Raw genomic sequence first — 11,873 nt, 5'->3', positions numbered from 1 at the left:
GGATAGTCATGTCCAGCCTGCAATCTTCCGCCCTCGCCCGCGTCAAGCCTTCGGCCACCATCGCCGTCACCGCCCAGGCGCGTAAGCTGAAAGCCGAAGGCCGCGACGTGATCGGCCTCGGCGCCGGAGAGCCGGACTTCGACACGCCCGAAAACATCAAACAGGCCGCCATCGACGCGATCCAGCGCGGCGAGACCAAATACACCGACGCCGACGGCATGCCCGAGCTGAAGAAGGCCATCGTGGCCAAGTTCGCCCGAGAGAACAGCCTGACCTACGACGTGTCGCAGATCCACGTCGCGCCGGGCGGCAAGCCGGTCATCTTCAACGCCCTGGTCGCCACCCTGAACCCCGGCGACGAAGTCATCGTGCCCGCCCCCTACTGGGTCTCCTATCCCGACATGGTGCTGCTGGCCGGCGGCGAGCCCGTCACCGTGATCGGTGAGGAGAAGGACGGCTTCAAGCTTCTGCCCGCCGTGCTGGAGGCCGCGATCACGCCCCGCACCAAGTGGCTGATCCTGAACAGCCCCTCCAACCCGACCGGCGCCGCCTATACCCGCGCCGAGTTGGAAGCCCTGGCCGAGGTTCTGCGTCGCCATCCGCACGTCTGGGTGCTGACGGACGACATGTATGAGCACCTCGTCTATGGCGACTTCGAATACACCACCATCGCCCAGGTGGCCCCAGACCTGATCGACCGTACACTGACGGTCAACGGCGTCTCGAAGGCCTATGCCATGACCGGCTGGCGCATCGGCTATGCGGGCGGCCCCAAGCCGCTGATCGACCTGATGCGCAAAGTCGCCAGCCAGACGACCTCAAACCCCGCCAGCATCAGCCAGTGGGCGGCGGTCGAGGCCCTGAACGGAACCCAGGACTTCATCCCCGAGCGCAAGGCCGCCTTCGAGCAACGCCGCGACCTGGTCGTGTCGATGCTGAACCAGGCCACCGGCATCACCTGCGCCACGCCGGAGGGCGCCTTCTACGTCTACCCGTCCATCGCCGGCCTGATCGGCAAGACGACGGACAACGGCGTGGTCATCGACGGCGATTCCACCTTCGCCGCCGAACTGCTGAACGCCGAGGGCGTCGCCGTGGTCCAGGGCGAGGCCTTCGGCCTCAGCCCCTATTTCCGCATCAGCTACGCCACCTCTGACGCCGTGCTGGAAGAAGCCTGCACCCGCATCCAGCGCTTCGCCGCCTCGCTGCGTTAACGCTTAAGGGCGGGGGCTTCGGTCCCCGCCCGCTGTTTACGCGGCCTTTAGGTGCTCGGCTGCGTATAGACGACCCGGCAATCGCCATCGATGGTCGTGTAGCGATTGTTCGCCGCGTCCACGAACGAGATCCGGCCGCCGTCGTCATACTCGACCTTGCCGGTCGAGCGGCCCTTGAAGTTCTCCACCCCATAGGTCCAGCAGGTGATGTCCGCCGGCTTGTCGCCCCAGGTGGCGTCGTTGCGCGCACGCTTGCTGTCGGTGCAGGCGGACAGGGCGCCGGTCAGGGCGATGGCGGTGACTGTGATGGCGAGAGCTTTCATAAGCCTAGCCTTGCATGGACGACGCCCAAGGAAAAGGCCGCCCAAGCGATGCAAGGGCGGCCTGATTTTCTTCGATGACGCCCGACCTACGGCCGGCTGGCCATGCCCAGCTTCACCGGCTTGGCGTCGTCGGCCAGCGTACCGCGTTTGACGCCCCACAGCAGGATGATCGGCGCGCCGACGTAGATCGACGAATAGGTGCCGATGATGATGCCGAACATCAGCGCGATCGAGAAGCCGAACAGGGCCTCGCCGCCGAAGATGGCCAGGGCCGCCAGCACCATGACGGCGGTCACGCCCGTGATGATCGTCCGCGACAGGGTCTCGTTCAGCGACAGGTCGATCACGTCGCGCAACGGCATGGTCTTGTATTTGCGCAGGTTCTCTCGGAGGCGGTCGAACACCACCACGGTGTCGTTCATCGAATAGCCGATGACGGTCAGGACGGCGGCGACCATGTTCAGGCTGAACTCCAGCTTGAACAGCACGATCAGCCCGAACGTCAGGATCACGTCGTGCAGCAGACCGACCACGGCGCCGAAACCGAACTGCGGCTCGAACCGGAACCAGATGTAGAGGAACATCAGGCCGATCGCGACGCCCAGCGCCAGCAGGCCCGAGGTGAACAGTTCGCCCGACACCTTAGAGCCGACGACGCTGACGCCCGAATAGGTGACTTCGCCGACCGCTTGGCTGATGGCGCCCTCGACCTGGTTGACCACCTGGGTCTGGTCGCGTCCTTCCGGCACCTGAAAGCGCAGGATGGCGGTCGAGCCGTCATCCGCATTGGTGTCGCGGCGCGCGATGCCCTGCACCTGGACGTCGCCCAGGTTTAGGCCGTTTACCGACTCGCGCACGCGATCCAGTTCGATCACCTGCCCGGCCGGCTTGGACACCTCCATCGAGGCGCCGCCCCGGAAATCGATGCCCATGTTCAGGCCCGGATAGAAGCACGACACGATCGCCGCGAGGCACAGGACCACCGACAGCACGCCGGCGAACCGGGCGTATTTGACGAAATGGAAGTTCGTCTTCTGCGGCAGCAGTTTGATGAAGGGCCATCCACGCATCGCCATCACTCCGCGATCGGCAGTTTTTTGGGCTTGGCCGTCTTGAGCCAGTAGCCGAGCAGGACCTGGGCGACCAGGACCGAAGAGAAGACCGAGGTGAAGACGCCGATGGTCAGGGTCCAGGCGAACCCGCGCACCGGCCCTTCGCCGAACACGAACATGATGCCCGCCGCGACCAAGGTCGTCAGGTTGGCGTCGATGATGGTGCCCATGGCCTTGTTGAAGCCGGCGTCCATCGAGGCGATGACGCTGCGGCCCGACCGGGCCTCATCGCGCATTCGCTCATAGATCAGCACGTTGGCGTCCACCGCGACCGCGAATGTCAGGATCAGACCCGCGATGCCCGGCAGGGTCAGGGTGGCCTGGGTCAACGACATGGCCGCCACAATCAGCACGCCGTTCAGCACCAAGCCGACCACGGACACGCCGCCGAACAGGAAGCCATAGGCCAGGATCATGAACAGCACGATGATGCCGAAGCCGACAGCCGTGGACAGGGCGCCGGCCTGCACCGCATCGGCGCCCAGCTCGGCCGTCACGGTCCGGCGTTCCTCGACGTTCAGCGGCGCCGGCAGAGCCCCGCCGTTCAACAGGTTCACCAGCGTCGCCGCTTCCTGAATGGTGAACTGCCCGGTGATCTGGCCGGATCCCGAGGTGATTGCGCTCTGGATCGTCGGAGCCGAGATGACCTTGCCGTCCAGAATGATGGCGAAGGGCTTTTGCAGGTTGGCGGCGGTCGCTTCGCCGAACCGGCGTGCGCCGGCCCCGTCGAATCGGAAGTCGATGGCCGGTCGGCCGCTCTGGTCCGAACCGACGCCTGCACGGGTCAGGTTTTCGCCCGACACCAGGACGCGCTTCTTGACCAGGTACGGCGTGCCGTCCTCGCCGACTAGCAGTTCGGAATCGGGCGGCACGCGGCCCGCCTGGGCCTCGGTGACCGAGTTTTCGACATCCACCATCTGGAACGTCAGTTGGGCCGTCTGGCCGATGACTTCTTCCAGCTTGGTCGGATCGCTCTCGCCCGGCGCCTGGACCACGATGCGGTCGGCGCCCTGACGGGTGATGGAGGGTTCGCGGGTGCCCAGGCTGTCGATCCGGCGGCGCACCACCTCGATCGACTGATCCACGGCCGTGGCGCCCATGCCGTTCAGCGCAGCATCGGTGTAGGCGAACCGGATGCGGTTGTCGCCCAGGCGCGTCGCTGCGCGTTCGACCTGCCCGCCCGCGCCGGCCTGACCGGCTAGCTGCTGCAGCGCCGTAAACGCCGCATCGTTCTGGGCCGGATTGGCCAGGGTGACGACCACGCCGCCGGCTTCACGCTGGAAACCGTTGGTGGCGATGCCTGCGCCGTTCAGCGTGACCCGAACGTCTTCGATCAGGTTGGTGATGCGCTTCTCGCGCATCGCCGGCACGTCGACTTCCAGCAGCAGATAAGACCCGCCCTGAAGATCCAGCCCCAGGTTCAGCTTGTTCTTGGGCACGAAGCCCGGCAGCGCCTCGCGTTGGGCATCCGACAGCACGTTCGGGAATGCGAACAGGCAACCGAACACGGCCGCAGCGACGACGAGTATGACTTTCCAGCGCGACAGCTGAATCATGAGGGCGGTCTCGGTTCAGCGATACGCGAGCGTATCAGGCCTTGGAATCGTTGGCGGCGATGGCGGTGCGGTTGCGCACCTCGGCGATCATGGACTTGACCACGCGCACGTTGACGCTGGGCGCGATCTCGACATTGACCTCGGCGTCCTCAACGCGCGTGACCTTGCCGATCATGCCGCTGCCCAGAACGACGGTGTCGCCGCGCTTCACGGCGGAAATGGCCGTCGCATGTTCCTTGGCGCGCTTCTGTTGCGGGCGGATCAACAGGAAGTAGAACAGGATGAAGATGCCGATGATCGGCGCAAAGCCGATCAGTTGCGCCGTCAAGCCGCCGTCAGCCGCTCCGCCCATGGGTAGTCTCCGAACATAGAGGGGGCAGCCCTCGTCGGCGCCCCCATTAAAACGAGGCGCGGAACCTAGGGCCGCGCCTCGCGGATTGCAACGCGACTAAATCGATCAGCGCGGCAATACCGTCAGGGGATCGATCGCGACGGGGTCGTCGCCGCGCATCTGGCGGGTCTCGAAGTGGATCGAGGGGCGCCCGTCGCCGGCCGTCAGGCCCACGGTGCCGATCTGCTGACCCGCCCGCACGTCGTCGCCGTCCTTCACCGTGGCCGAGCCCAGATGGCCGTAAACCGTGCGCCAGCCGTTGGCGTGGACGATCAGCACCGTCAACCCCTGCCCCACCAGATCGTCGCCGACATAGGCCACCCGCCCGGCGGCCGAGGCCACGACCTCAGCGCCGGCCGAGGCGCCGATGTTGATGCCGTTGTTGCGCTCGCCCATGCCCACGGGACCGAAGCGCCGTACGATGTCGCCCCGCACCGGCCACAACAGGTTCGGCTGCCCGGTCGCTGCGGGCGCCTGGGACACAGGCGCTTGCGAAATCGGCGGCGTCGCCGGTCGCGTCTGCACCGGCAGGGCCGCATTGCCCGAGGGCGGCGGCGGCGGCGGCGGGATCACGCCGTTGTTGGGCACCAGAACCCCGACGGGCGAGGGTCCGGTGGCATAGGGATCGTTGCCGGTATCCACCGCCGCTTCCGGCAGGATGATTCGCTGGCCCGTCGTGATGGCGCCGCGCGGCCCCAGGCCGTTCAGATCGATCAGCGTCTGCACCGGCGTCTGGAACCGCCGTCCGACGCCCGAGATGGTGTCGCCCGGCTGGATCACATAGGCCGCGCCCGGACGAACCGGCGCAGACGAGGATGGATAAGGGGCCGGCGTATAGACAGGAGGCTGCGTGGTCGGCGGCTGATAGGCGGGCTGGCTCGGCCCCACGCTGACGGTCGGCGGCAGGGCCCCGCCCTCCACCTGGCCGATCGGCGCCGTCGCCGGAGGCGGCGACTCATAGGGCGCCGGCTGATAGGGCTGGCCTTGCGGGGCGTTCGGATAGGTCGACTGGGGATAGCCCCCCGTCCCCTGGGCCGGCGCCGGATTCGCATGCGTCGAATAGCGCGGCTCGGACGGATAGCTGATGCAGGCCGCCGTGCTCAGCGACGCCCCCACGACCAGAACCGCTTTCATCCAGCCCGAAATCTTCGCCACCGGCTGCTCCTCACATGGTTAAACTCGCCCGTCGGTGTGCCCGCTCGCGCCCCATAAGCCAACCCCGCAATCATCGCGGAATTGGGGCGCGAAGGTTAACGGGGCTGCACCCGCATATCGATCCCCACCCTGCGGTTCATCCAATAGGATACGCCGTCGGCGGTCGGTCTCATGAGATTTGTCTCGCCATAAGCCGCCGTCTCGATGTCTTGAACCTGAACGCCCAGTCGAATGAAGGCGTCCGTGACAGAGTCGATCCTACGCCGGCTCAGTGCCAGATTGACCTCCGGCGATCCTGCCGTGTCGGTGAAACCATGCAACACGACCCGCATCCCAGGCTGGTAGGTCGCGGCGTAGACCCTCAAAGCCGACATCGCCTTTGGATCAACCACAGCACTGCCGCTATCGAAGAAAACGGGATAGTAGTGCCATGTTCTCAAAGACGGCGGTCGGCCGGCTTCAAGCCGTCTGACAGATATCGAAACACAGCGTGGCTCCGCGCTTTCATAGGGCTTCAGGATTTCAATCGCGGGCGAGAAGCCAGCATGAATGACTTCCAGATAGACGATAGTCAGGCGTTCTTTCGCGGCTGGATCAGCTTCATCGTAACCGGGTTGCGCATAGAGCGTAACCGTCGAAGCCCATGCAGGCCCCTGCTCGTAGGCTTCACGCGCTTCTCGAAGGGCGCGATATCCTTCCGGCGTCAGCACAGCGTTATCCTCGAAACAAACGGGCCATGTCTGCGCCCCGACGGCCGTCGCTGAAAACAGAAAAATGGCGGCGGCGAGCGATAAGCGAACCATCGGTGAACCATGCAGGCTCAACCCACGGCTGTCACCCCTCCTTCGCCGTCCCCTCAACCAAGGGCACAAAGCGCACCTCGGTCAGGCTTTCGCGATGGAACGACCCGTCGCCCTGGCCCACATAGCGGTGCAGCATCTGCACCGACGTCCGCCCCACCGGCGCGACCAGCACCCCGTTCGGCTTCAGCTGTTTCAGCAGTTCGGTCGGCTCCGTCGGCGAGGCGGCCGTGACCATGATCCGGTCGAACGGCGCCTGCTCGGCCCAGCCCAGGCCGCCGTCGCCGTGCTTGGTGATGACATTGTCGATCTGGAGCGTACGCAGTTTCGCCTCGGCCTCGACCAGCAGGCTGCGATACCGCTCCACCGAATAGACATAGCGCGCCAGCCGGCTCAGCACCGCGCACTGGTATCCGCTGCCGGTGCCGATCTCCAGCACCCGGTGGCGCGGCTGCACCTCCAGGGCCTGGGTCATCAGGCCGACGATATAGGGCTGGCTGATGGTCTGGGCGCAGTCGATCGGCAGGGCCTGATCCTCCCACGCCTGATCCAGGAACTTCTCGTGCACGAAGACCGCCCGGTCGATGCTCTCCATCGCCTTCAGCACGCGCGGGTCCGTGACCCCCTGCTGCCTCAGCGACAGGATCAGCCGCCCGGCCCGGTCGTCGCGCAGGTTCATGCAGCTGCCACCACAGTTTTAGGCGGCGCCCCGCCCAGCACCTTCTTCAGGTCATGCACGCTGGTCATATGCGTCAGGTCGATATGCAGCGGCGTGACCGAGATGCGCCCCTCCTCGATGGCCCTCAGGTCCGTGCCCTCGGCATGCTCCTGCTTCTCGCCGCGGAAGCTCATCCAGTAATAGTCGCGCCCACGCAGATCGACGCGCCGCACCGCATGCATCTCGCCCACATTTCGGAAACCCTGGGTCGTCACCTCGACCTGTTCGACCGCTTCCGGCGGACGGTTGGGGAAGTTCAGGTTCATCACCACCCCGTTCGCCCATTTCTGGTCCAGCAGCCGGCTGATGATCGCCGGCGCGAACGCCTCGGCCGTCTCCCAGTGCGCGACCACCTCGTCGTGGAACCGCTCCAGGCTCTGGCTCAGGGCGATGGAGCGGATGCCGAACGCCATCCCCTGCAGCGCGCCCGCCACCGTGCCGGAATAGCTGACGTCCTCGCCGATATTGTGCCCCCGGTTCACGCCCGACAGCACCAGATCCGGCTTGTCCGGCATCAGGTCGTTGACCGCCAGCACGACGCAGTCGGTCGGCGTCCCCGTCACCGCAAACCGCTTCTCGCCCAGGTTCATCACCCGCAGCGGCTCGGTCAGGGTGATCCCCCGCCCCTTGCCCGACTGCTCGACGGCGGGCGCGCACACCCACACGTCGTCGCTCAGCGTCCGCGCGATCCGCTCAAGACATTCAAGGCCTTCCGCCTCGATCCCGTCGTCGTTGGTCAGAAGAATTCGCATACTGTCTTTCGTCATCCTCCGGCGAGCGCAGCGAGACCGGGGGACCCAGCGGCGCCGAAGGCGAAATGGTTCAACACGACCAGCGGCCGGCCTGCGCGACAGGTTCGCGCTCTCGCGCGCCGCTGGGTCCCCCGGTCTACGCCGCTGCGCGGCTTGCCGGAGGATGACGAAAGAGAAGGGTCACCCCACATGGGTCAACCCGCCCATATACGGCTGCAACACCGTCGGCACCGCGATCCGCCCGTCTTCCTGCTGATAGTTCTCCATGATCGCCACCAGCGTCCGCCCGACCGCCAGGCCCGAGCCGTTCAGCGTATGGACGAACTCGGTCTTCTTCTCGCCAGCGCGCTTGAACCGTGCATCCATGCGCCGCGCCTGGAAGTCGCCGCAGTTCGAGCAGCTGCTGATCTCGCGATAGGTCCCCTGGCTGGGCAGCCAGACCTCCAGGTCGAAGGTCTTCTGCGCCGAAAAGCCCATATCGCCCTTGCACAGCAGCATCCGCCGGAACGGCAGCTCCAGCGCCTTCAGCACCGCCTCGGCGCAGGCGGTCATCCGCTCGTGCTCGGCGTCGGAGTCCTCCGGCCGCGCGATCGATACCATCTCGACCTTGGAGAACTGGTGCTGACGGATCAGCCCGCGCGTATCGCGCCCCGCCGACCCCGCCTCGGCCCGGAAGCACGGCGTCAGCGCCGTCATCCGCATCGGCGTCGCCACCTCGTCCTCGGACAGGATGGTCTCGCGCACGAGATTGGTCAGGGAGACTTCGGCGGTGGGGATGAGGTAGCGGCGATCAGTTTGCGTCGCAGGTTTTGCCATAAACTCAACTGGAGCGAGTGCGGCAGCGTATTCATCCTCAATCTTCGCGTTTCTCAGCTCAAGAAATTTCCTGACACCTTCCCAGATCTCAGGATCAAGTTGACGAGCTTCAGGCCGTTCGGCCATGTCTGATAGGAACTGTCGATTATGAACTTTGACTTCGCTTAGGATTTGATCGGCCAAGTTCTCAAACTTAATGTTTGTCGAGAACAAGTCCTCCTCAAACTTCGGCAACTGCCCGGTCCCGAACATCGCCTCGTCGCGCACCAGCAGCGGCGGATTCACTTCCAGATAGCCGTGCTGATCCGTCTGCAGGTCCAGCATGAACTGCCCCACGGCCCGTTCCAGCCGCGCCAGTTGCCCCTTGATCACCGCGAACCGTGCGCCCGACATCTTGGCCGCCGCCTCGAAGTCCAGCATCCCCAGGGCCTCGCCCAGGTCGGCGTGATCCTTGGCCGGACCGGTGCGACGCGGCTCGCCCCAGGTCGAGACCTCGACATTGCCCGCCTCGTCCTCGCCGTCCGGCACATCCTCGGCCGCCAGGTTCTTCAACCCCGCCAGCAGGTCGCGCAGTTCCTTGCCCACGCGCGCCTCGACCTCGGCCGCCGCCGCGATATCGCCCTTCAGCGCCTCGACCTCGGCCTTCAGCCGGTCCGCCTCGGCCATGTCCTTCTTGCCCATGGCGGCGCCGATCAGCTTGGAGGCGGCGTTGCGCTTGGCCAGGGCGTCCTGCCCCGTGGTCTGGGCGTGGCGCAGTTCGGCGTCCAGCCGCAGGATCTCGGCCACCAGCCCGTCGGCCTCCTCCACCCCGCGCGACGACCACCCCGCCACGTAAACCTGCGGGTTCTCGCGAATGGCTCTGATGTCGTGCATGGTCGGAAACTTCGGTCAGGCGTTGGAAGCCGAACGCTCTACCCGCCTGCGCAGAGTCGGGCAACGCGCCGAGGGCAGATAGCGCCGTGGCGCGAATCCCTCCGCCCCCCTATCTTCCCCATCCCATGCCCATCCGTCGCCTCTCGCCTGAAACCGTCAACCGCATCGCCGCCGGCGAGGTGGTCGAGCGGCCGGCCAGCGCCATCAAGGAGCTGGTCGAGAACGCCCTGGACGCGGGCGGTCGCAATATCGAGATCCAGGCCGACGGCGGCGGCCTGTCGCGCATCCTGATCGCCGACGACGGCAAGGGCATCCCACGGGCCGAACTGCCCCTGGCCATCGAACGCCACGCCACCTCCAAGCTGGAGCCTGACGACGCCGGCGACGTGGACCTGCTGCGCATCCACACCCTGGGCTTCCGGGGCGAGGCCCTGCCCTCCATCGGCTCGGTCGCCCGCCTGTCCATCACCACCCGCTCCCGCGACGAGACCGAGGCCTGGGCCATCACGGTCGAGGGCGGCGAGACCCGTCCCCTGGCCCCCGCCCCCTTCCCCGGCCCGCACGGCGCGCGGGTCGAGGTGCGCGACCTCTTCTACGCCACCCCCGCCCGGCTCAAGTTCATGAAGTCCGAACGGTCCGAGGCCATGGCCATCTCGGAAGAGATCAAGCGCCAGGCCATGGCGCACGAGGCCGTCGCCTTCACCCTGTCGCTGGACGGCAAGGTCACCCTGCGCCTGCCCGCCGAACACCCCGGCGACGAGGGCCGGCTGAAGCGGCTGTCGGCCCTGCTGGGCCGCGACTTCGAGGCCAACGCCCTGCTGATCGATCAGGAGCGCGACGGCGTGCGCCTGTCGGGCTATGCGGGCCTGCCCACCTATTCGCGCGGCAATGCGGCGCATCAGTATCTGTTCGTCAACGGCCGCCCGGTGAAGGACCGGCTGCTGCAAGGCGCCCTGCGCGGCGCCTACGCCGACTTCCTGGCGCGCGACCGGCACCCCGCCGCCGTCCTCTTCCTCGACATCGATCCGCTCTATGTCGACGTCAACGTCCACCCGGCCAAGGCCGAGGTCCGGTTCCGCGACCCGGCCCTGGTGCGCGGCCTGATCGTCGGCGCCCTGAGGCACGCCCTGCACGCCGCCGGCCACCGCGCCTCCACCACCGTCGCCGCCGATACGCTGTCCAGCTTCCAGCCCCACACCGGCCTGACCGCCAGCCCCGCCTACAGCCCCAGCGCCCCCTCGGCCCAGGGCTTCAGCGGCTGGACCGGCTGGTCCCAGCCCGCCGCCGCCGCGCAAGTTCTCCCCGGCCTCAACGAACGCAGCGCCCGCGTCGAACCGTCTTGGGACGGCCCCGCCTGGCCCCAGCAGCCAGCCGCAGCCCCCGCCACTCACGACTCACCCCTCACCCCTCACGCCCCCGCCGACCCCCTCGACTACCCCCTGGGCGCCGCGCGGGGCCAACTGCACGCCAACTATATCGTCGCCCAGACCCGCGACGGCCTGGTCATCGTCGATCAGCACGCGGCCCACGAGCGGCTGGTCTATGAGCGGATGAAGGCCCAGATGGCCGAGGGGTCCGTGACCCGCCAGGCCCTGCTGACGCCCGAGGTGGTCGATCTGGACCCCGCCGAGGCGGAACGCGTCGCCTCCCGCGCCGAGGAACTGGCCGAGATGGGCCTGATCGTCGAGGCCTTCGGCGCCGGCGCCGTCCTGGTGCGCGAAACCCCGGCCATGCTGGGCGATACCGACGTCCAGGGCCTGATCCGCGACATCGCCGACGACCTGTCCGAACACGGCCAAGCCCTGTCGCTCAAGGAACGCCTCGCCGCCATCTGCGGCACCATGGCCTGCCACGGCAGCGTCCGCTCCGGCCGCGTCCTCTCGGCCCCCGAGATGAACGCCCTGCTCCGCCAGATGGAAGCCACCCCGCACAGCGGCCAGTGCAACCACGGCCGCCCCACCTATGTGGAGCTGAAGCTGCACGATCTGGAGAAGCTGTTCGGGAGAAGGTGAGGCGGAAGAGGAAGTACTGACGCCATCAACCGCCGTTGTCCTTCCTCGTTTCAGTAGTCACCCATGCTAGCTTTTCGGAGCTGAAGCGGGAGGTTCTCTGTAATCCCCGGCTCTAATAAAGGCCGGGGTTTTCGTTTGATCCGGCCAAGCT

At 66.7% G+C, this 11,873-nt stretch carries 11 protein-coding genes; 2 read left to right on the top strand and 9 right to left on the bottom strand.

The features are described 5' to 3' along the window. The first annotated feature begins 8 nt into the window (after positions 1 to 8). The gene (locus tag ACODSC_RS04210) at positions 9 to 1,214 is read left to right on the top strand and encodes a pyridoxal phosphate-dependent aminotransferase (protein WP_488812050.1); all 1,206 of its coding nucleotides are present in this window, start codon (positions 9 to 11) and stop codon (positions 1,212 to 1,214) included. Positions 1,215 to 1,261: 47 nt separating this feature from the next. Here the strand turns inward: ACODSC_RS04210 and ACODSC_RS04205 are convergent, their stop codons facing one another. The 9 genes from ACODSC_RS04205 to serS all read right to left on the bottom strand — a co-directional run bounded on the left by ACODSC_RS04205 (position 1,262) and on the right by serS (position 9,710). Next, complete coding sequence (locus tag ACODSC_RS04205; protein ID WP_135195465.1) at positions 1,262 to 1,537, bottom strand: hypothetical protein; 276 nt, start codon at positions 1,535 to 1,537, stop codon at positions 1,262 to 1,264. An 86-nt stretch (positions 1,538 to 1,623) separates the two neighbouring features. Further along, positions 1,624 to 2,613, bottom strand: coding sequence for a protein translocase subunit SecF (secF, locus tag ACODSC_RS04200; RefSeq protein ID WP_488812048.1), 990 nt, complete (start codon positions 2,611 to 2,613; stop codon positions 1,624 to 1,626). Further along, positions 2,613 to 4,205 (bottom strand): protein translocase subunit SecD, encoded by a 1,593-nt coding sequence (secD, locus tag ACODSC_RS04195; protein ID WP_488812046.1) that lies wholly within the window; start codon positions 4,203 to 4,205, stop codon positions 2,613 to 2,615. The genes secF and secD overlap by 1 nt, the downstream gene beginning before the upstream one ends. A gap of 34 nt (positions 4,206 to 4,239) precedes the next feature. Next, positions 4,240 to 4,557, bottom strand: a complete 318-nt coding sequence (gene yajC / locus ACODSC_RS04190; protein ID WP_488812044.1) for a preprotein translocase subunit YajC — start codon at positions 4,555 to 4,557, stop codon at positions 4,240 to 4,242. A 105-nt stretch (positions 4,558 to 4,662) separates the two neighbouring features. After that, on the bottom strand, positions 4,663 to 5,751 hold the full coding sequence (locus ACODSC_RS04185; protein ID WP_488812042.1) for a peptidoglycan DD-metalloendopeptidase family protein: 1,089 nt from the start codon (positions 5,749 to 5,751) through the stop codon (positions 4,663 to 4,665). A 95-nt stretch (positions 5,752 to 5,846) separates the two neighbouring features. After that, entirely contained in the window at positions 5,847 to 6,575 is a 729-nt protein-coding gene (locus tag ACODSC_RS04180; RefSeq protein ID WP_488812040.1) for an OmpA family protein, read from the bottom strand. A gap of 10 nt (positions 6,576 to 6,585) precedes the next feature. After that, on the bottom strand, positions 6,586 to 7,230 hold the full coding sequence (locus ACODSC_RS04175; protein ID WP_488812038.1) for a protein-L-isoaspartate(D-aspartate) O-methyltransferase: 645 nt from the start codon (positions 7,228 to 7,230) through the stop codon (positions 6,586 to 6,588). Continuing rightward, the gene (surE, locus tag ACODSC_RS04170) at positions 7,227 to 8,021 is read right to left on the bottom strand and encodes a 5'/3'-nucleotidase SurE (RefSeq protein ID WP_488812036.1); all 795 of its coding nucleotides are present in this window, start codon (positions 8,019 to 8,021) and stop codon (positions 7,227 to 7,229) included. Before surE ends, ACODSC_RS04175 begins: the two co-directional genes overlap by 4 nt. 180 nt (positions 8,022 to 8,201) lie before the next feature. Further along, on the bottom strand, positions 8,202 to 9,710 hold the full coding sequence (serS, locus tag ACODSC_RS04165; protein ID WP_488812034.1) for a serine--tRNA ligase: 1,509 nt from the start codon (positions 9,708 to 9,710) through the stop codon (positions 8,202 to 8,204). A 125-nt stretch (positions 9,711 to 9,835) separates the two neighbouring features. Here serS and mutL point away from each other — a divergent pair, with 125 nt between their 5' ends. Then, a complete protein-coding gene (mutL, locus tag ACODSC_RS04160; protein WP_488812153.1) occupies positions 9,836 to 11,722 on the top strand; it encodes a DNA mismatch repair endonuclease MutL in 1,887 nt (628 codons plus the stop codon). Positions 11,723 to 11,873 lie beyond the last annotated feature (151 nt).

Source organism: Brevundimonas sp. FG128, from assembly GCF_057809775.1.
Note: the sequence above shows the minus strand (reverse complement) of the source record. Positions and strands in the feature narration are given on the sequence as shown.